The following is a 20,341-nucleotide window of genomic DNA, read 5'->3' on the forward strand; positions in this document are numbered from 1 at the left end:
CCTTCGTATTGAATCGAATGTCTGCAAAAAGCCTGCGTTAGCAGGCGTTTGCGCCGCACAGCGGCAGATTTTCGGGCCGCATATGGGTGCGGAAATACTGACATTAATCAGGCTGTCGGAAAAGTCTATGGACTTTTTCGACAGCCTGTGGCGGCGCGGGTACCCGCGCCGCGTTCCTGTGTTTTCCTTATTTGGACGTTTTTGAGATTACGGAGAGAATTCGATGGCACAGAAGATACCATTTTTCAATCTGTTCGCGGATCTGCTGCCGCCGCCGGAACTGAAGCTTCGGCTGGCGGGGGCCTTTATCACCGGCGCGGTCATCGACCAGAAGGCCAGCACCATGGATGTGGATGTCACCACCCGGCAGCCGCTGCCGGACCAGGATGTCCAGGATCTTCAGGAGATGATCCGGGTGACATACGGCTTTACCCGGGTGGGTGTCCGGGCCAAGTGCCTGAACCAGCCGCTGCCGGAGTCCTTCCGGGCGGACGCCGGCGGCGGACAGAGCACCGGCAACGGCGGCAAGAAGGAGGAGCGGAAGGTGTCCTCCGTCCTGTTCGGCAATCCCATCAAGGGAAAGCCGGTGCCCATGAAGGAGCTGAACCTGAAAATGGGCAACGCCACTGTGGCGGGAAAGGTCTTCGCCGCGGAGTGCCGGGAGACCCGGCGGCCCGGCATGTGGCGCCTCAGCTTCGACATGACGGACTACACCAACTCCGTCACCGTCCAGAAGAACCTCAGCGCCAAGGAGGCGGAGAGCTTCGGGAACGCCGTCCAGCCGGGAATGTGGCTGATGGTCCAGGGCAAGATGGAGCCCACCTGGGACGGCAAGGACATCCAGCTGAACCCCTATCACGTCAACGTCATCGAACACAAGGGCCGGGAGGACAAGGCGGAGGAGAAGCGTGTGGAGCTGCATCTCCACACCCGCATGAGCAACATGGACGCTTTGACGGACACCGGCTCCGTGGTGAAGCAGGCCATCAAATGGGGCCACCCCGCCATCGCCATCACGGACCACGGCGTGGTCCAGTCCTTCCCGGACGCCGCCAAGGCGTCGGGGGGAAAGATCAAGATTCTCTACGGAATGGAAGGCTACTTCGTCAACAATCTGGACGACCGCATCGCCGTCCACGGCGACCAGGACTGCGACCTGGACGGTGAGATCGTCTGCTTCGACATCGAGACCACCGGCCTGAAGGTGAACCGGGAGGCCATTACCGAGATCGGCGCGGTCATCCTGAGCCACGGCGAGGTGAAGGACTGCTTCCAGACCTTCGTGAATCCCAACCGGAAGCTGACGCCGGAGATCATCGGCCTGACGGGCATCACCGACGACATGCTGCGGGGCGCGCCCCAGCTGAAGGAGGCCCTGACCAACTTCCTGAACTTCGTGGGCGGACGGCCCCTGGCGGCCCACAACGCGGAGTTCGACATCAGCTTCATCCGGGAGGGCTGCCGGAAGACGGGACTGGAGTTCCACCCCACCTATATCGACTCCCTGATCCTGGCCCAGAACCTGCTGCCGGGACTGGGCAAGTACAAACTGGACGTGGTGGCGGAGGCGTTGGACCTGCCCGCCTTCAACCACCACCGGGCGTCGGACGACGGCGCCACCGTGGGCTATATGCTGATCCCCTTCTGGAAGATGCTCCGGGAGCGGGGCGTCAACCGCCTCCAGGAGATCAACCGGGAGATGGAGAAGCTGCGCCCTCTGGGCAACAAGGTGAACCGCCATCCCCGGCACATCATCCTGCTGGCCCGGAACAAGATGGGCCTGAAGAACCTGTACCAGCTGATCTCCCTGTCCAACCTGAAATACTTCAAGCGGGTGCCCATCATTCCCAAGAGCGCCCTGAAGCAGCACCGGGAGGGCCTCATCATCGGCGCGGCCTGCGAGGCGGGCGAGCTGTTCCGGGCGGTGGTGGACCACAAGGACTGGGACGAGCTGAAGCGCATCGCCTCCTTCTACGACTATCTGGAGATCCAGCCCCTGTGCAACAACATGTTCATGCTGCGGGACGGCACCGTCCGCTCTGTGGAGGAGCTGAAGGAGTTCAACCGCACCATCGTCAAACTGGGCGAGGAACTGGGCAAGCCCGTCTGCGCCACCGGCGACGTCCACTTCCAGGAGCCGGAGGACGAGGTCTACCGCCACATTCTTCTGGCCTCCAAGAAGTTCCCCGACGCCAACGAGTCCCTGCCCATCTACTTCCGCACCACCGACGAGATGCTGGAGGAGTTCCAGTACCTGGGGAAGGAGAAGGCCTACGAAGTGGTGGTGAAGAACCCCCGGGCCATCGCCGACACGGTGGAGACCATCGAGCTGCTGCCCAAGGGCCACCTGTTCCCGCCCCGGCTGGAGAACTCCCACGAGGACCTGTACAACATGGTCTGGGGCAAGGCCCATGAGCTGTACGGCGACGACCTGCCGGAACTGGTGCAGAAGCGTCTGGAGACGGAGCTGAACGGCATTCTGGGCCGGGGCTACGACGTCATCTACATGAGCGCCCAGAAGCTGGTGCAGCGCAGCCTGGAGAACGGCTATCTGGTGGGCTCCCGAGGTTCCGTGGGCTCCTCGCTGGTGGCCTACATGGCCGGCATCACGGAGGTCAACGCTCTGGCGCCCCACTACCGCTGCCCCAACTGCCGCCACACGGAGTTCATTCTGGACGGCTCCTACGGCTGCGGCGTGGACATGCCGGACAAAAACTGCCCCGTCTGCGGCACAAAATACGCCAAAGAGGGCTTCGACATCCCCTTCGAGACGTTCCTGGGCTTCGGCGGCGACAAGGTGCCGGATATCGACCTGAACTTCTCCGGCGAGTACCAGGCCAAGGCCCACCGCCACGCCATTGAGATGTTCGGCCAGACCCAGGTGTTCCGGGCGGGCACCATTGGCACCCTGGCGGAGAAGACCGCCTTCGGCTTCGTGAAGAAGTATCTGGAGGAGAACGGCATCGTGGCCGGCAGGGCGGAGGAGAACCGGCTCACCCAGGGCTGCGTGGGCGTCCGGCGCACCACGGGCCAGCATCCCGGCGGCCTGGTGGTGGTGCCCGACGACCTGGACGTGGAGGATTTCTGCGCCGTCCAGCACCCGGCGGATGACGACGGCTCCGACACCATCACCACCCATTTTGAATACCACTGCATGGAGGACAACCTCCTGAAGCTGGACATGCTGGGACACGATGATCCCACAATGGTCCGCATGATGGAGGATCTCACCGGCGTCAACGCCCGGCGGGACATCGCTCTGGACGATCCGGACACCATGTCCATCTTCACCTCCAGCAAGGTCCTGGGCTACGAGAATGACGAGATCCTGGGCCCCACCGGCGCCGTGGCCATTCCGGAGTTCAACACCCGGTTCACCCGGCAGATGCTGATGGACACCCAGCCCAAGGACTTCAACACGCTGGTGCGTCTGTCCGGCTTCTCCCACGGCACGGACGTGTGGCTGGGCAACGCCCGGGAGCTGATCGTCAGCGGCACCGCCTCCGTTCTGGAGACGGTGGGCTGCCGCGACGACATCATGCTGTACCTCATCTCCCAGGGCGTGGACGCCAAGACCTCCTTCAAGATCATGGAGGCGGTGCGAAAAGGCAAGGTGAAGAAGGGCGGTTTCCAGGACGGCTGGGTGGACACCATGAAGGAGCACGATGTGCCGGACTGGTACATCGAGTCCCTCAGCAAGATCGGCTATCTGTTCCCCAAGGCCCACGCCGTGGCTTACGTCACCATGGCCTACCGCATCGCCTGGTTCAAGGTCCACAAGCCCTTGGCCTTCTACGCCACGTTCTTCACGGTCCGGGCCAAGGCCTTCGACGCGGAGTACTGCTGCGCCGGACTGGACGCGGTGAAGCGGAAGATCCGGGAGATCGAGAACAACAAGGACGCCACCGCCGTGGAGCAGGACCTGATGACCACGCTGGAGGTGTGCTACGAGTTCTACCTCCGGGGCTTCACCTTCAACACCATCGACATCTACGAGTCCGAGGCCACCAAGTTCAAGGTGGTGGAAAACGGCCTGCTGCCGCCCTTCACCTCCGTCCACGGACTGGGTGAGTCGGCGGCGCTGGACACGGTGGAGAAGCGGAAGGGAAAGAAGTTCGTGTCCGTCGAGGAGTTCGCCGCCTGCTGCAACAAACTGTCCAAGACCCACATCGAGCAGCTGAAGAAACTGGGGGCCTTCGCGGGGATGGCGGATACCAGCCAACTGACCTTGTTTTAAAGAGGGGACTTCGTCCCCCCCTTTAGATTCCCCCTCACCAGTCTGCGGACTGGTGTCGCCGCCCACGGCGGCTGGGGTCAATGTATTTTTCCGACGTACACGCCGCCGGAAAAATGATTACGACAGATTGCTTTGCCCGCGGGCAAAGCAACCGGAAAAACCGAAGGTTTTTCCTGGCCCTTTTCCTTTGCACCTTTCGCCAGAGGCGAAAGGTGTGGGAACCTGCGGTTCCCTGGCTTCCTTTCTCGCGTCCGTCTCGCTGCACCTTGGTGCAGCGGGACGTGACTTGCACCTTAAAACAACCCAAACGGTTCACTTTCTGAATATAAAAGCAACCAAATGGTAACCTCATTTTGAGGTGGTCTGGTTGTATTTCAGAAGAATTTATGACCTGCGGGAAGACGGCGATATCACGCAGAAAGAGATTGCCGAATATCTGGGCATCCATCCCAATGTATACCGGCGCTATGAGAAGGGGACCCGTGAGATCCCGGTATCCCTTTTAGTCAAGCTGGCGGATTACTACAAGGTCAGCACGGATTACCTGCTGGGGCGGACGGATGACCCCACGCCGCCGGGGAAACGATGAGACGGCTGGCGGTCTTCGCGGGCGCGTTTTCCGGCGGGATCTTTCTGGCTCAATTTGTTCTGCCCGGCCAGTGGCTGCTGCCTCTGGCCGCAGTCTGTCTCGCCCTGATGGGCGGGGGCTTTTTCCTGCGCGGCCATGCCCGGCTGCGGCTCTTCCTGATCTGCGCCGGACTGGGGCTGGCGTTGGCCTATGACTGGGCCTACACCGCCGCCGTCCAGGCGCCGGCGGAGGCGTTGGCGGGGACGGAGCGGACCGGCGTCACCATGACGGTGCTGGAGTATCCCGAGACCGCCCGGTACGGCGCCAAGGTCACGGTGCGGCTGAAGCTGTCGGACCTGCGGTTCGGAAAGGCCGTCTTCTATGGGGACGAGTCCCTGCTGGAGCTGCGGCCCGGCAATACCATCACCGGAGATGTGTCCCTCCGCAGCGCCGCCCACATCCGGGAGGACGATCTGACAGTCTTCACCTCCAACGGCGTCTATCTCCTGGCCTACGGTGGGGATGAGCTGACGGCGGGGGAGGGCAGCGCCCGGTCGCCCCGCTGGTGGCCCGCCCGGCTGGGACAGGCCCTGCGGGACAGCATCTCCACAGTCTTTGATGCAAAGACGGCACCGTTTCTGGCAGCTATCCTCACCGGCGACCGCAGCGGCCTTCCGGCGGAGGACTCCATCGCACTGTCCGAGGCGGGGCTGCTTCATCTGCTGGCGGTGTCGGGGATGCACTGCGCGTTCCTGCTGTCCATGGTGACGGTTCTGCTGGGGTATCAGCGGCGCCGCCTGAGAGCGGCGCTGGCCATCCCTGTGCTGCTGTTCTACACAGTGCTGACGGGGGCGTCCCCCTCTGTGGTCCGGGCCTGCGTCATGATGATCTTCCTGCTGTCGGCGCCTCTGTTCCGGCGGGAGAGCGACGGACCTACCGCACTGTCCGCGGCTCTGTTCCTGATCCTGGTGCAGAATCCCTTTGCCGCCGCCTCCGTCAGCCTTCAGCTGAGCTTTGGAGCGGTGGCGGGCATCCTGTGGTTGACGCCGAAGGTGTACCGCGGTCTGTTGGGGAAACGGAAGCGGCCCGGACGGATCGTTCGGTTTCTGGCGGGCAGTCTGTCCGCCTCCCTGGGGGCCATGGTGTTCACCGTGCCGCTGACGGCGGCGTATTTCAATATCTTCGTGCTCGCCGTGCCGGTGAGCAATCTGCTGTGCCTGCCGGCGGCGGGGGTGGTCTTCGGCATGGGGCTGCTGGCCGCCGTGACGGGGCTGTTCTGTCCGGCATTGGGAAGCGTTCTGGCCATCCTGCCCGGTCTGCTGACCCGGTATATCCTGTGGGTGGCCGCGGGGATCTCCCGGATCCCCTGGCACGCCGTGTATTTCAGTGATCCGTATCTGAAATACTGGCTGGCCTTTGTCTATCTGCTGTTCGGACTGGCGTACGTGCTGCGGGGCGGGGCCCGGCTGAAATACACCACTGCCGTGGTGCTGTCGGGAGTGACCCTGGCGGCGACGGTCTCCGCCTGGACCGACCAATGTACCGCCGGACGGCTGGACGTCACCGTTCTGGACGTGGGGCAGGGGGCCTGCACGGTGCTGTCCTCCGGCGGGCACTTCGCCCTCATCGACTGCGGCAGCGGCAGCAGCTGGTACGACGCCGGACAGTTGGCCGCCGACACCCTCCAAAGCCGGTGCTGCTTCCGGCTGGATGATCTGCTGCTGACCCATTACGACTACGACCACGTCTCCGGCGTGGTGGACGTGCTGGCGCGTCTCCGGGTGGAGACGCTGCTGGTGCCGGACGTAGAGGACGACAGCGGCCTCCGGGAGACAGTGCTGTCGGCAGCGGAGCGGTGCGGCGTGACGGTGGAGTTCGTCCGGCAGCGGCGTACCCTGGAACTGGGAGACGCCGTCCTCACCGTCTATCCGCCGGTGGGACGGAAAAGCGATAACCAGAGTGGCCTGAGTTGTCTGGTGACATCGGAGGACTACGACCTGCTGGTCACCGGCGACATGGACAGCGCCACAGAGCGGACGCTGCTGAACCGGTACGGCCTGCCGGACATTGAGGCGCTGGTAGTGGGCCACCACGGCTCCAAGAACGCCGCCTCCCGGGAACTGCTGGAGACGCTGCGGCCCGAGACGGCCATCATCAGCGTGGGCGCCGGAAACGCCTACGGACATCCGGCCGGTGAGACCCTGGGGCGGCTCCTGGAAGCGGGGGCGGAGGTATACCGCACGGACCGGCAGGGAAATATCCATATTACAGTGAATTGAGGAATTCCAGCCATGGCATACGCAAAGAAGACCACAAAGGCCTCCAAGGCCGACGAGAGCTTTCAAAAGCTGAAGGCGGACCTGTCCGCCGGAACGGTGGGGAACGCCTATATCTTTTACGGAGAGGAGAGCTATCTCCGGGAGTACTATCTGGGGGAACTGCGGAAGAAGCTGGTGCCCGCCGGCTTCGAGGAGTTCAACTACCACGCCCTGGAGGGGAAGGACACCACCGTCCAGGCCCTGGGGGAGATGGCGGAGGCCATGCCCATGCTGTCGGAGCGGACGCTGCTGACGGTCACGGACATGGATCTGTTCAAGCTGCCGGAGGAGCAGCGGGAGCGGCTCATGGCCCTGCTGGAGGACATTCCGCCCTACTGCTGCATCGTGTTCGTCTACGACACCATTGAGTACAAGCCCAACCGGACCATGAAAAAGCTGTGCGCCGCTCTGGGGAAGTACGTCCAGGCGGTGGAGTTCCGTCCCCAGGACAGCAGCGACCTGGTGCCCTGGATCATGCGGCGTTTCCGGGCGCTGGACAAGGACATCGACCGCCAGACGGCGGAGTATCTGATCTTCACCTGCGGCGGCCTGATGACCGGCCTGGTGCCGGAGATCACGAAGATCGGCACCTACGCCAGGGGGAAGACCATCACTCAGCGGGACATCGACGCTGTGGCGGACCCGGTGCTGTCCGCGGAGGTGTTCAAGATGTCCGACGCGGTGCTGCGGGGGGACTATGACGAGGCGGCCCGGCTGATGGGCGATCTTCTGAAGATGCAGACGGACCCCATCCAGATCAACGCCGCCCTGGGGAGCCAGCTGCGGCGGATCTACACCGCCCGTCTGGCCATCGACAGCGGGAAGGACAAGTACTGGCTCATGGAGCTGTGGGGCATGAAGTCCGACTATCCGGTGAAGCTGTGGCTGTCCGCCGCGAAGCGGGCCAGCCGGGACTGGTGCGCCGACGCGGTGAAGCAGTGCCAGACCCTGGATCTGCGGCTGAAGAGCGAGCGGGGCATTGACGATGTGGGAGAGCTGAAGCTCCTGCTGGTGCGTTTGGGGGCGCAGAAGAAATGAGGAAGCTGCGGGAGGTCATCGTGGTGGAGGGCCGCTACGACAAGAGCACCCTGTCCCAGGTCGTGGACGCTACGGTGGTGACGCTGAACGGCTTCTCCGTGTTCAACGACCGTGAGAAGCTGGCACTGCTGCGGCGTCTGGCGGCGGCAAGGGGCCTCGTCATCCTGACGGACAGCGACGGCGCCGGGTTCCAGATCCGGAACTATCTGAGGGGCGCTCTGCCGAAGGAACAGGTGAAGCAGGCGTATATCCCCGACATCTACGGCAAGGAGCGCCGGAAGCGGGCCCCCGGCAAAGAGGGAAAGCTGGGGGTGGAGGGCATGCGCCCGGAGGTGCTGCTGGAGGCTCTGCGCCGGGCAGGTGTTACCTTTGAAGACGACGAAAAAACCGATTTTTCGACAGGCGATCCCATCACCCAGGCGGACCTGTTCGCATGGGGCCTGACCGGCGGAGAGGACTCCTCCCGGCGGCGTCAGGCGCTGCTGAAGCGGCTGGAGCTGCCGGAGCATCTGAACAGCCGGGGGATGCTGGAGGTGCTGAATCTCCTGTATTCCAGGGAGGATGTGGAGCGGCTCACGGAGGACCTGAGCGACCTGTTTTAAAAGCGCGAGAGAGACTGACGGCCCGGAAGTGATCTTTCGGGCCGTTAAAGTTTTGTTTGACTTTTTCTTTTTTCGACATTTTTCGACAAATTTCGGTGTATGCGCAACCTTATACTGGAAACAATCAATGACGGACTCCTTTCCGGAGGGGCCGCCGCATACAGGAAGCTGAGTAAAGTGTTTGGGAGAAGACGGTATCCGTTGGAGAAGAAAGGAAAGGACCTGCTATGCGTGAACGTCTGATAGGAGAGAGGACCATTCAGGGGACGCTGTTCACCTATGCGCTGCTGGCTGAGGAACTGACCAGCGACGAAGAACGCTATGGCGTCCGGATCAGCGGTGCGGATGGGGAGACGGCGGTCTTCCAGGACGTGACCGTATCCCGGCCGGGGATGCAGAGCCTGATGGGAAAACTGGTGGAGGGTCTCGTGACGCCTGTGACGCTGAGAGATATCCTGGAGGATTGGTTGGGGGAACTGTGACCTGGTGATAGACAAACAAGGAGAGGGGCGGAGCATCCGTCCCTCTCCTGCTCTGTTTCGGCGGCTCCGCCTGCGGCATTCCGCAGCGCACTTTCATACACCGCTTCCCGGAGAGCGCAGCTAGAAAAGGGAGACCGGTCGGCCTCGGACAAAGCGTATGGGCGAAAGTCCCGGAAAGGCCGAGAGACTGTCGTTTTTCCCCTTGTAATTTCAGATGGGATTCTGTATAATAATGTCCAATCATTTTCACATTACAAATGAGAACGAAGGGAAGGACCGCGTATGGCAGAAGACATCAAGACGCCGGAGATGGAATCCGGAGAGAGCCGGAATTTCATCCACGCTTTCATTGACGAGGATATCGGCCCCGGCGGACAGTACGAGGGCATGACCGTTCACACCCGGTTCCCGCCGGAGCCCAACGGATATCTGCATATCGGCCACTGCAAGGCGCTGACCATCGACTTTGGCACTGCTGAGAAGTACGGCGGCATCTGCAATCTCCGCATGGACGATACCAACCCCTCCAAGGAGGACACGGAGTACGTGGACGCCATCAAGGAGGACATCCACTGGCTGGGCTTCGACTGGGGCGACCGCTTCTTCTACGGCTCCGACTATTTTGAGCAGGACTATCAGTACGCCGTGGAGCTGATCAAAAAGGGTCTGGCCTACGTGTGCGAGCTGTCCCCGGAGGAATTCAAGGCCAACCGGGGCGACGTGGGCATCCCCGCCGTCAGCCCCTACCGGGACCGGCCCATCGAGGAGAGCCTGGACCTGTTTGAGCGGATGCGGAACGGCGAGTTCCCGGAGGGCTCCAAGACCCTGCGGGCCAAGATCGATCTGGCCTCCGGCAACTTCAACCTGCGGGATCCGGTGCTGTACCGCATCCGGTATATCCACCATCACCGTCAGGGGGACAAGTGGTGCATCTTCCCCATGTACGACTTCGCCCACCCCATTCAGGATGCGCTGGAGGGCATCACCCACTCCCTCTGCTCCCTGGAGTATGAGGAGCACCGTCCCCTGTACGACTGGGTGGTGAACAACGTCTCCATCCCCTATCACAAGCCCCGTCAGATCGAGTTCGCCCGTCTGAACATCGATCACACCGTCATGAGCAAGCGGAAGCTGCGCCAGCTGGTGGAGGAACACCGCGTCTCCGGCTGGGACGATCCCCGGATGCCCACCCTCTGCGGCCTGCGCCGCCGGGGCTACACCCCCCAGTCCATCCGGAACTTCTGCGAGCGCATCGGCGTGGCCAAGGCGCCCTCTGTCATCTCCTACGGCTTCCTGGAGCACTGCCTCCGGGAGGACCTGAACGAGAAGGCGGAGCGGGTCATGGCGGTGCTGCATCCCATCCGCCTGACGGTCACCAACTATCCCGAGGGGCAGACGGAGACCTTCGACGTGGAGAACAACCCCGTCCATCCCGAGGAGGGCACCCATCCCGTCGCCTTCTCCCGGCACCTGTATATCGAGGCCGACGACTTCCTGGAGACGCCGGTGCCCAAGTACAAGCGCCTGTATCCCAACGGCCCGGAGTGCCGCCTGAAGGGCGCGTATCTGGTGAAGTGCACCGGCTGCGTGAAGGACGATGACGGCAACGTGACGGAGGTCCTGTGCGAGTACGATCCCGACAGCCGGGGCGGCGATCCCGCCGACGGCCGGAAGGTGAAGGGCGCTACCCTCCACTGGGTGGACGCCGGCACCGCCGTGGACGCCGAGGTCCGCCTGTACGACAACCTGTTCACCGATCCGGACCCCGATGGCCCGGACAAGAACTTCCTGGACTGCCTGAATCCCGACTCCCTGCAGGTCCTCACCGGCTGCAAGGTGGAGGCGGGGCTGAAGGACGCCGTGGCTCCCGCCAACTTCCAGTTCATGCGCCTGGGCTACTTCTGCCTGGACAGCAAGGACTCCAAGCCGGGCCATCTGGTGTTCAACCGCAGCGTCAGCCTGAAAGACAGCTTCAAAAAGTAAAGAGAACCAAAAAGGCCCCGGAGGGAATGTCCCTCCGGGGCCTCAGCTTGTCGAAAAACCCTGTCTGAAGGAAAAGAGTCCTTTTTTGCAGGGGGAGTACGAGGGGGCGGGAGCCCCCTCGTGTTGGATTGAATGCCTGCAAAAAGCCTGTGTCAGCAGGCGTTTGCGCCGCGCAGCGGCAGCTTTTCGGCCCGCTGCGCGGGCAGAAAAGCGAGGCATTGTGAAGGCTGTCGAAAAAGTCCATCGGACTTTTTCGACAGCCTGAGGCCCCGGAGGGAATGTCCCTCCGGGGCCTTTGCATCAAATGAAACTGCGGTTATGCCGCTCCGTCACAGGTCCAGCGGCTTGTCCAGGGTATAGAAGGTCATGGTGGCGCTGCCCACGGGCTTGCCGGACTGATCGGACAGCAGGGTGTCGTAGACGCTGATGGTGGCGCCGTGCTTGACCTCCCTGGCTTCGGCGGTGATGACGTCCCCCACCGCGGCCCCCCGCAGGAAGTTGTAGGAGGCGTTGAGGGTGACGGCCTGGAAGCCGTAGGAGGCGGCGGCGGAGCCACAGGCGGTGTCCGCCACGGCGAACAGCACCGCGCCGTGGGCGCGTCCCAGGGGATTCAGGTCCTCCTCCGTGATGGTCTTCACCGTCCGGGCGTAGCCGGGCCCCACCTGCTCCACCACAATGCCCATACGGTGAGCGAAGGGAGAGCGGTCATTCCGGAAATTTTTGATCTTCTGATAGTCCATAGCGGTCCTCCGTCAAATTTGTTTCTGGCTCTGATGATACGCCCCTTTCCGGCGGGCGTCAAACTTTTTCAAAAGTTGCTCCGGCTTTCAGGGAATTTTCAGCTTCCTTTTTTATAGTAACCTTAAATCAAACTGGGAAAGAGGGAATCAGCTTATGAAAAAACTGCTCTCTGCGATGCTGTTGCTGGCCCTGGCGGCATCCTGCCTGAGCCTCTCCGCCCTTGCGGCGGACACGGAGAAGGCGACGGCCATCCGCCTGTCCGACAGCAAAATCACCGTGGACGGGAAGACAGTCTCCACCGACGAGACCGCCGCCGTCTACACCGCCCATGACATCGTGTACTACGAGTCCGGCAAGGGCTTCACCTACGGCGAGGGAACGGCGGCCGACGAGCACGACGCCGCCGAGGCGGCGGCCCACACCGTGGTCCATATTACCCAGCCCGGCACCTACTCCCTCAGCGGCAGTCTGTCCGCCGGACAGATCGCCGTGGACCTGGGGAAGGACGCAGAGGACGATCCGGACGCCGTGGTAACGCTGATCCTCAACGGCGTGGACGTCACCTGCACCGTGGCCCCGGCGGTCATCTTCTACAACGTCTATGAGTGCGGCTCCACCGACGAGGACCAGGCGTCCAGGGACGTGGATGCCTCCGCGGCGGGCGCCAACGTCATCATTGCCGACGGCACCGTCAACAACATCACCGGCTCTTATGTTGCCCGGATCTACAAGTCTTACACCCTCAGCGAGGACGGTACCGAAGTGGTGGACAACAAAAAACTCCACAAGTACGACGGCGCGTTCTACTCCAAGATGTCCATGAACGTGGACGGCGGGGAGAAGGGCACCGGTGTGCTGAACATCAACGCGGAAAACGAGGGCCTGGACGCGGAGCTGCACCTGACCATCAACGGCGGCAAGATCAACATCCGCTCCGGCAACGACGGCATCAACACCAATGAGGACGGCATCTCCGTCACCACCATCAACGGCGGCGCGGTCACCATCACCGTCACCGGCAAGATGGGGGAGGGCGACGGCATCGACTCCAACGGCTGGCTGGTCATCAACGGCGGCACCGTCATCGCCGCCGCCTGCGGCTCCAGCATGGACGCCGGCATCGACTCCGACATGGGCACCTACGTCAATGGCGGCACCGTCGTCGCCAGCGGAAATATGTACGACCGCGTGGAGGGAGACGCCGCCTATGCCGTGTTCTCCTTTGCCCAGCGCCAGTCCGGAGGCACCGAGTACGCCCTGAAAAACGCGGCGGGGGAGACCGTGGCGGACTTCGCGCCGGCCAATGACTTCACCTATCTGGTGTACGCCTCCCCGGAACTGACCGCCGGGACCTACACCCTCTGGCAGGGAGACACCCAGTTGGCGGGCGTTGCCGGCCAGGGCATGGGCGGCCGCGGCGGCATGGGCAAGCCGGATATGGAACCGCCCGAGGGCTTTGATCCGTCCCAGTTCCAGCGTCTCGAGGGCGGACAGCGGCCTGAGAACATGCCGGAGCCTCCCCAGGGCGGCGCGCCTGACGGACAGCGTCCGGAGGGCATGCTGCCGCCGGACGGCGCCCATGAGGGCGGCTTCCGTCCCGACGGCTTCGGCGGAGCGCAGCAGAGCGGCACCCGCACCAAGCTGTTCGCCGTGACGGCTGGCGCCAACTTCTTCAGCGGAATCTCCGCCGCCGGGGAGGGGGACTCCGACCTGCCCTTCTCCGACGTGACGGCCGACAGCTGGTGCTACGACGCGGTGAAATTCGCCTATGAGAACGGCATCGTCTCCGGCACCTCCGCCGCCGCCTTTACCCCGGACGGCACCCTGACCCGAGGCCAGGCGGTGACGGTCCTGTGGCGGCTGGCAGGCAGCCCTGTGGTGAACTACGCCATGCAGTTCTCCGATGTGGCGGAGGATACCTACTGCGCCGAGGCAGTCCGCTGGGCGGCCTCCTGCGGCGTGGTGCAGGGCTATGAGAACGGCGCCTTCGGCGTGGGCGATCCCGTCACCCGTGAGCAGTTTGCGGCCATCCTGTACCGGTACGCCCAGGGCGAGGGCCGGGGCTTCATCGGCACCTGGGCCTTCCCGCTGGACTACACGGACGCCCAGCAGGTCAGCGGCTTCGCCTACGAGCCCCTGTGCTGGCTGACTATGAACGGCGTCATCTCCGGCAAGACCGACGGCTCCCTGGACCCCAGAGGCGGCGTCACCCGCGCCCAGGCCGTGGTGATGCTCCAGCGGTATCAGAACATCTGAGGAACAGCAGAGCGTAACGACAGCGCCCCCGCCGCATCTGCGGCGGGGGCGCTTTTCCCGGAAAAGCAAAGCGCGGGTCAAAGGGATCAGAAACGGGCGGACGCAGCTGCGTCTGCCCGTTCGATCTGCCTGATTGTCGGGAATCAGCCCTTCACCATGGAGGCGATCTCCTCGGCGAAGTTCTCCTGCTTCTTCTCGATGCCCTCGCCCTTCTCGAAACGCACGGCGTCCTTGAAGGTGACGGTGCCGCCCAGAGCCTTGGCAGCGGCGGCGATATACTTCTCCACGCTCATGGAGTTGTCCTTGACGAACTCCTGCTGCAGCAGGCAGTTCTCAGCGTAGAACTTGTTCAGCTTGCCCAGAACGATCTTCTCACGGACCTGCTCGGGCTTGTTGGCCATCTTGGGATCGTTGGCCATCTGGACCATCATGATCTTCTTCTCCTCGTCCAGGACGTCCTGGGTGACCTGGGACTTATCCCAGAAACGGGGATTCAGAGCGGCGATCTGCATGGCCACGTCCTTGCCAATCTCGGTGGCGTCGATGCCGCCGGTGACCTCCAGGTTCACCAGCACGCCGATCTTGCCGCCGGCGTGGATATAGGGAACAGAGACGCCATCGGCGAAACGGGCGAAGCGGCGGACCTTGATGTTCTCGCCGATGACCAGGACCATCTCCTGCTGCTGCTGGGTGACGGTCAGGTCGGTACCCTCGTACTTGCACTCCATCAGAGCGTCCAGATCAGCGGGGTTCTCCTTGGCGACGGTAGCGGCCACGCCCTTGACGAACTCCACGAACTTCTCGTTCTTGCCCACGAAGTCGGTCTCGGCGTTGACCTCGACCACCACGCCGATGCCGTCGATGACGCCGGCGTAAGCCATGCCCTCGGCGGCGATGCGGGAGGCCTTCTTGGCGGAAGCGGCGATGCCCTTCTCGCGCAGCCACTCCACAGCCTTGTCGATGTTGCCCTCGGCGGCGGTCAGAGCCTTCTTGCAGTCCATCATGCCGGCGCCGGTCATTTCGCGCAGGTTCTTAACATCTGCAGCAGTAAAAGCCATTTTACAATTCCTCCATATATCAGTATGAGCGCGCGTCGCGCTTAGCGTGTCACAAAAGGGGACGGATTACTCCGCGGCCTCCTCGGTCTTCTCCGCGGCGGCCTCTTCCATCTGCTCGCCCTGCTTGCCCTCCAGAACGGCGTTGGCCATGATGGAGGAGATCAGCTTGATAGCGCGGATGGCGTCGTCGTTGCCGGGGATGACGTAGTCGATCTCGTCGGGATCGCAGTTGGTGTCGGCGATGGCCACCACGGGGATGCCCAGCTTGTGAGCCTCGGCGATGGCGTTGCGCTCCTTGCGGGTGTCCACGATGAACAGGGCACCGGGCAGGGTCTTCATGTTCTCAACGCCGCCCAGGTACTTTTCCAGCTTGGCGATCTCGCCCAGGTGCTTCATGACTTCCTTCTTGGGCAGCATGTCGAAGGTGCCGTCCTCCTGCATGGCCTTCAGCTGATGCAGACGGTCCACGCGGGTGCGCATGGTCTTGAAGTTGGTCATCATGCCGCCCAGCCAGCGGGCGTTGACATAGTACTGACCACAGCGGGTGGCCTCCTCGCGGATAGCCTCCTGAGCCTGCTTCTTGGTGCCCACGAACAGCAGGGACTGGCCGCTGGCAGACAGCTCACGGACGAAGTTGTAAGCCTCCTCCAGCTTGCGGACGGTCTTCTGCAGGTCCACGATATAGATGCCGTTGCGCTCGGTGTAGATATAGGGAGCCATCTTGGGGTTCCACCGGCGGGTCTGGTGACCGAAGTGGACGCCTGCCTCCAGCAGGGCCTTCATGGATACGACGCTAGAATTTGCCATTGTTAGTTTCCTCTTTTCATTTTAGTTTTTACCTCTGGCCGCATCATCCATCCCGCTAACCCGGAGGGAGAATTTCCCAGCCGGACACAGGCGGCAAGTCCGCGGCCATGCGGAATGCTGAAATATAATAGCACAAGAGCCCTTGCGTTGCAAGAGTTTTTTCCAAAAAATCAGCTGAAAATCAGGAAAAAATCGGGGTTTGAGCGGTCCTGACCGCCTGTCGGATCCCCTGAAAGCGGAAAGACCGTTCCGGGACGTCCGGCGCCGTCAAACTTTTAACGGGCAGGACCATGGTTTTCCTTGAAATGGGGCGGATTTTCTGCTATCATTATTTAGTTATAATGCGCTCTCATACCATTTTTGCTGAGAGAGGTAGACGCTGTGTATTTAAAAGCATTGGAAATTGAGGGATTCAAGTCATTCCCTGACAAAACGGTCCTGAACTTCGGGGAGGACATCACCGCCATCGTGGGGCCCAACGGCTCCGGCAAGTCCAACATCTCCGACGCCATCCGCTGGGTCATGGGCGAGCAGAGCACCAAGAGCCTCCGGGGAGCCAAGATGGAGGACGTCATCTTCGGCGGCACCGCCCGGCGGGGACAGATGCGCTTCGCCCAGGTGACGCTGGTCATCGACAATACGGGGCGCGTGTTCCCCACCATGGAGGAGTCCGAGGTGGCCGTCACCCGGCGGTATTACCGCAGCGGTGACAGCGAGTATTACATCAACCGCCAGTCCGTCCGCCTGCGGGACGTGACGGAGCTGTTTCTGGATACCGGAATGGGCAAGGAGGGGTACTCCCTCATCGGCCAGGGCAGGATCGATGAGATCCTGTCCACCAAGAGCGGCGACCGCCGGGAGATCTTCGAGGAGGCAGCCGGCATCTCCAAGTACCGCCACCGGAAAGAGGAGACGGAACGGAAGCTGGAGCGCACGGACGAGAATCTGACCCGCATCAACGACAAGATCGCGGAGCTGGAGCTCCAGGTGGAGCCCCTCCGGGACCAGGCGGAGAAGGCGAAAAAGTACCTGATCCTCCGGGACGAGCTGCGTCTGCTGGAGATCTCGGTGTGGCTGACGAATCTGGACGAGCTGAAGGCCAATGCCCGGAAGCTGGAATTGGATTTCCGGGCAGCGGAGGCCCGGCGGGACGAGGCCCAGGCGAAACTGGACGCCCTCTACGCCGAGGGCGAGCAGTACAGCGAGAAGATGCGCCAGAAGGACATGGAGGCGGAGACCGTCCGCGCCCAGGCGGGAGAGACGGACGGAAAGGCCGCCGAGGAGGAGTCCGCCATCGCCGTGCTGGAGACCACCATCGCCCACAATCAGGAGAACATCGAACTGGCGCAGCGGGAGCTGGCGGAGCGGGACAGCCGCGCCGGGGGCCTGCAAAGGCAAATTGAAGAACAGTCCGCCCGTGTGGCGGAGATCGACGGAGAGCTGGAGACGCTGGAGGGAGAACTGAACGCCCTGCTGGAGCAGGCGCGGCAGGCGTCGGCTCAGGCGGGAGACCGGCAGTCCGAGGCGGAGGCCCTGCGGGGCAAGGAGGCCATCGCCACCGCAGCGGCCGCTGACGCCCGGGCGGAGCAGTCCGCCGTCACGGCGGAGAACGGCCAGCTGACGCAGCGGCGGGAGACTGTCCTGGCGGAGCAGTCCGCCGGAGAGGAGCAACTGGAGACCGCACGGAGAGAGGCCAAGGCCAACCGCCGCGCCCTGGAGGACGCCCAGGAGGAGGCCCAGGCCGCGGCCAACATCATCGCGGGCCATGCCCTCCGGATGGAGGAGCGGAAGAAGAAGGCCGCCGCGGCGGCCCAGCGGAAAATGCAGCTTACCATGGACGCGGGCGCCATGGACAACCGCATCCGTCTGCTGACGGAGATGGAGAAGGACTACGAGGGCTATTCCAAGGCCGTGAAGCAGGTGATGCAGGCCCGGAACACCCTCCGGGGCATCCACGGTCCGGTGGCCAATCTGATGAAGACGGAGCAGCAGTACTCCGTGGCCATCGAGATCGCGTTGGGCGCCGGGTTGCAGAACATCGTGGTGGACCGGGAGGAGGACGCCAAGGCGGCCATCAACTTCCTGAAGCAGCGGGACGGAGGCCGTGCCACCTTCCTGCCTCTCACCGCCATCCGGGGCGATGAGCTGCGGCAGGCCGGGCTGGAGAACGAGACCGGCTACGTGGGCATCGCCTCCCGTCTTGTGCGGTTCGATCCGAAATACCGGAATATCTTTGAAAATCTGCTGGGCCGGACGGTGGTGGCCGAGGACCTGGACTGCGGCATCGCTATGGCCCGGAAGTATCAGAACCGGTTCCGCATCGTCACGCTGGACGGCCAGGTCATCAACCGGGGCGGTTCCATGACCGGCGGCAGCGTCAACCGAAACGCCGGCGTCCTCAGCCGGGCGGCGGAGCTGGAAAAGCTCCGGTCCCGGTCGGGAAAGCTCCATGAGACGCTGGACGACGCCGTCCGGCAGGAGGAGGACGTGAACCGGGAGCTGTCCGCAGCTCAGTACGAACTGGAGACAGCTGAGGGCCAGCGCCGTCAGGCGGAGGACGAGGTCCTGCGTCTGGAGGGCCTGAAAAATCACTACGCCATTCTCATTGAGAATCTGGAGAACAGTCTGGAGAACCTGTCCGGGGAGCTGTCCGCACTGGATGGCCGCCTGAAGGACAACGAGGCCCGTCTGAAAGCCGCGGCGGATACCGTGGCCGCTCAGGAGGCCGCGGCGGCAGACTGCCGACGTCAGGCGGAGGAGCGGCTGTCGGGTCAGACGGAGCTGCTGGAGCAGTCCAACCGGCTGTCGGAGACCGTCACGGAGAAGAAAACTACCCTGGCGGCCCTGACGGCGGAGAAGGACGCCACTGCCCGGAGCCTGGAGGACTTGGAGACCCTGCGCCGCCAGCTCACCGGCGACAAGTCGGAGAAGGAGCGGCAGGCGGCGGCCTATCAGCGGAACATCGACGAGGCACAGGCGCAGATCCGCACCCACCGGCAGACGCTGGAGGCCCTGCACGCCCAGTCCCAGGCCTTCCGGGACCGGCTGACGGCGCTGAATCAGGAGAAGCTGACATTGGAGGCGGAGCGCACCGCCAGGAACAAGGCGGGCCAGGAGATGAACGAGACCTTGCTGGACATGGAGCGGATGGTCTCTCATCTGGAGCAGAAGAAGACCGCCGCCGCCATGGAGGAAAAGCAGATCCTGGACCGGCTGTGGGAGCACTACGAGCTGAGCCACTCCGCCGCCCAGGCCCAGCGCCTGGAGCTGGAGTCCATCTCCAAGGCCAACCGCCGCATCGGAGAGCTGAAGCGGGACATCTCCGCTCTGGGGACGCCCAATATCGGCGCCATCGAGGAGTTCGACCGGGTGAACACCCGTTATACCTATCTCACCGACCAGCGGAACGATGTGGAGAAGGCCAAGGGAGAGCTGGAGGGCGTCATCCGGGAGATCACGGAGCAGATGACCGGCATTTTTGCCCAACAGTTCCAGCTGCTGAACGAGAGCTTCCAGACCACCTTCCAGGAGCTGTTCGGCGGCGGACAGGCCACGCTGGAGTTGGAGGATGAGAAGGACATCCTGAACTGCGGCATTGAGATCCGGGCTCAGCCCCCGGGCAAGACACTGAAGAACATCTCCCTGCTGTCCGGCGGAGAGAAGGCCTTCGTGGCCATCGCCCTGTACTTTGCCATTCTGAAGGTCCATCCCACGCCCTTCTGTGTCATGGACGAGATCGAGGCCGCTCTGGACGAACCCAACGTCATCCGCGTGGCCCGGTACATGCGCCGTCTGGCGGGACGGACCCAGTTCATCGTCATCACCCACCGCCGGGGCACCATGGAGGAGGCGGACGTGCTCTACGGCGTCACCATGCAGGAGCAGGGCGTCAGCAAGATCCTGACCATCAACCTCAACGACATGGCGAAGGAACTGAAGATCGAATGATGGTGACGCCGCATCAGGGCTCCCAACGGAGCCCAGCGAAGCGGGTCCGTTGGGAAAAGGAGGAGCAAGGGAGCAAACGCAGTTTTCACCGCAAGGCGGAAACGGAGTTTCGCGGACTTTGCGACGACGCCACCATGCAGGAGCAGGGCGTCAGCAAGATCCTGACCATCAACCTCAACGACATGGCGAAGGAACTGAAGATCGGGGAATGAGGGCGCTGCCCCTGCTGCGGCGCGTGGCTGGGAAGATGACCCGGCAAATACTGTAAACACTGCGGGAGAGAGATCGACTGCAGCGCAGAAT

14 protein-coding genes are annotated in these 20,341 nt (G+C 63.0%); 11 read left to right on the forward strand and 3 right to left on the reverse strand.

What is annotated here, in order from left to right; all coding sequences use genetic code 11:
• The 8 genes from ACTNBU_RS07305 to ACTNBU_RS07340 all read left to right on the forward strand — a co-directional run.
• Positions 1-205 (forward strand): hypothetical protein (locus tag ACTNBU_RS07305; RefSeq protein ID WP_441032215.1); only part of this gene is annotated, 205 nt, incomplete at its 5' end.
• A gap of 18 nt (positions 206-223) precedes the next feature.
• Positions 224-4,237 carry a PolC-type DNA polymerase III gene (locus tag ACTNBU_RS07310; RefSeq protein ID WP_441032217.1) on the forward strand — a complete coding sequence of 1,338 codons (4,014 nt, stop codon included), beginning with the start codon at positions 224-226 and terminating at the stop codon, positions 4,235-4,237.
• A gap of 367 nt (positions 4,238-4,604) precedes the next feature.
• Positions 4,605-4,826: a helix-turn-helix domain-containing protein gene (locus ACTNBU_RS07315; RefSeq protein WP_441032219.1), complete on the forward strand. Its 222-nt coding sequence runs from the start codon at positions 4,605-4,607 to the stop codon at positions 4,824-4,826.
• Positions 4,823-7,084 (forward strand): DNA internalization-related competence protein ComEC/Rec2, encoded by a 2,262-nt coding sequence (locus ACTNBU_RS07320; protein ID WP_441032220.1) that lies wholly within the window; start codon positions 4,823-4,825, stop codon positions 7,082-7,084. The genes ACTNBU_RS07315 and ACTNBU_RS07320 overlap by 4 nt, the downstream gene beginning before the upstream one ends.
• Before the next feature lie 12 nt (positions 7,085-7,096).
• Positions 7,097-8,161: a DNA polymerase III subunit delta gene (gene holA / locus ACTNBU_RS07325; protein ID WP_441032222.1), complete on the forward strand. Its 1,065-nt coding sequence runs from the start codon at positions 7,097-7,099 to the stop codon at positions 8,159-8,161.
• Positions 8,158-8,763, forward strand: coding sequence for a toprim domain-containing protein (locus tag ACTNBU_RS07330; protein ID WP_441032224.1), 606 nt, complete (start codon positions 8,158-8,160; stop codon positions 8,761-8,763). Before holA ends, ACTNBU_RS07330 begins: the two co-directional genes overlap by 4 nt.
• A 227-nt stretch (positions 8,764-8,990) precedes the next feature.
• Entirely contained in the window at positions 8,991-9,245 is a 255-nt protein-coding gene (locus tag ACTNBU_RS07335) for a DUF6514 family protein (RefSeq protein WP_441032226.1), read from the forward strand.
• Between the two features lie 282 nt (positions 9,246-9,527).
• On the forward strand, positions 9,528-11,228 hold the full coding sequence (locus ACTNBU_RS07340; RefSeq protein WP_441032228.1) for a glutamine--tRNA ligase/YqeY domain fusion protein: 1,701 nt from the start codon (positions 9,528-9,530) through the stop codon (positions 11,226-11,228).
• Between the two features lie 329 nt (positions 11,229-11,557).
• On the opposite strand, the gene ACTNBU_RS07345 is transcribed toward ACTNBU_RS07340, so the two are convergent.
• Positions 11,558-11,968, reverse strand: coding sequence for a PaaI family thioesterase (locus ACTNBU_RS07345; RefSeq protein WP_441032230.1), 411 nt, complete (start codon positions 11,966-11,968; stop codon positions 11,558-11,560).
• 154 nt (positions 11,969-12,122) lie between these two features.
• Here ACTNBU_RS07345 and ACTNBU_RS07350 point away from each other — a divergent pair, with 154 nt between their 5' ends.
• Positions 12,123-14,225, forward strand: a complete 2,103-nt coding sequence (locus ACTNBU_RS07350) for an S-layer homology domain-containing protein (RefSeq protein WP_441032232.1) — start codon at positions 12,123-12,125, stop codon at positions 14,223-14,225.
• 143 nt (positions 14,226-14,368) lie between these two features.
• Here ACTNBU_RS07350 and tsf read toward each other — a convergent pair whose 3' ends face one another.
• Positions 14,369-15,283 (reverse strand): translation elongation factor Ts, encoded by a 915-nt coding sequence (tsf, locus tag ACTNBU_RS07355; protein ID WP_441032234.1) that lies wholly within the window; start codon positions 15,281-15,283, stop codon positions 14,369-14,371.
• A 66-nt stretch (positions 15,284-15,349) separates the two neighbouring features.
• Positions 15,350-16,090, reverse strand: coding sequence for a 30S ribosomal protein S2 (gene rpsB / locus ACTNBU_RS07360; protein ID WP_441032236.1), 741 nt, complete (start codon positions 16,088-16,090; stop codon positions 15,350-15,352).
• A gap of 381 nt (positions 16,091-16,471) precedes the next feature.
• Between rpsB and smc the strand changes: the two genes are divergently transcribed.
• Entirely contained in the window at positions 16,472-20,038 is a 3,567-nt protein-coding gene (gene smc, locus ACTNBU_RS07365) for a chromosome segregation protein SMC (RefSeq protein ID WP_441032238.1), read from the forward strand.
• The gene (locus tag ACTNBU_RS07370) at positions 20,035-20,250 is read left to right on the forward strand and encodes a hypothetical protein (protein WP_441032239.1); all 216 of its coding nucleotides are present in this window, start codon (positions 20,035-20,037) and stop codon (positions 20,248-20,250) included. Before smc ends, ACTNBU_RS07370 begins: the two co-directional genes overlap by 4 nt.
• Positions 20,251-20,341 lie beyond the last annotated feature (91 nt).

This window comes from Dysosmobacter sp. HCP28S3_G4, assembly GCF_052065175.1.
GTDB lineage: Bacteria > Bacillota > Clostridia > Oscillospirales > Oscillospiraceae > Oscillibacter.

What these genes read in the sequence shown, in the direction of transcription:
- ACTNBU_RS07310 (WP_441032217.1), top strand. Translation starts at nt 224, where the DNA reads ATGGCACAGAAGATACCATTTTTCAATCTGTTCGCGGATCTGCTGCCG.
- ACTNBU_RS07320 (WP_441032220.1), top strand. Translation starts at nt 4,823, where the DNA reads ATGAGACGGCTGGCGGTCTTCGCGGGCGCGTTTTCCGGCGGGATCTTT.
- holA (WP_441032222.1), top strand. Translation starts at nt 7,097, where the DNA reads ATGGCATACGCAAAGAAGACCACAAAGGCCTCCAAGGCCGACGAGAGC.
- ACTNBU_RS07330 (WP_441032224.1), top strand. Translation starts at nt 8,158, where the DNA reads ATGAGGAAGCTGCGGGAGGTCATCGTGGTGGAGGGCCGCTACGACAAG.
- ACTNBU_RS07335 (WP_441032226.1), top strand. Translation starts at nt 8,991, where the DNA reads ATGCGTGAACGTCTGATAGGAGAGAGGACCATTCAGGGGACGCTGTTC.
- ACTNBU_RS07340 (WP_441032228.1), top strand. Translation starts at nt 9,528, where the DNA reads ATGGCAGAAGACATCAAGACGCCGGAGATGGAATCCGGAGAGAGCCGG.
- ACTNBU_RS07345 (WP_441032230.1), bottom strand. Translation starts at nt 11,968, where the DNA reads ATGGACTATCAGAAGATCAAAAATTTCCGGAATGACCGCTCTCCCTTC.
- ACTNBU_RS07350 (WP_441032232.1), top strand. Translation starts at nt 12,123, where the DNA reads ATGAAAAAACTGCTCTCTGCGATGCTGTTGCTGGCCCTGGCGGCATCC.
- tsf (WP_441032234.1), bottom strand. Translation starts at nt 15,283, where the DNA reads ATGGCTTTTACTGCTGCAGATGTTAAGAACCTGCGCGAAATGACCGGC.
- rpsB (WP_441032236.1), bottom strand. Translation starts at nt 16,090, where the DNA reads ATGGCAAATTCTAGCGTCGTATCCATGAAGGCCCTGCTGGAGGCAGGC.
- ACTNBU_RS07370 (WP_441032239.1), top strand. Translation starts at nt 20,035, where the DNA reads ATGATGGTGACGCCGCATCAGGGCTCCCAACGGAGCCCAGCGAAGCGG.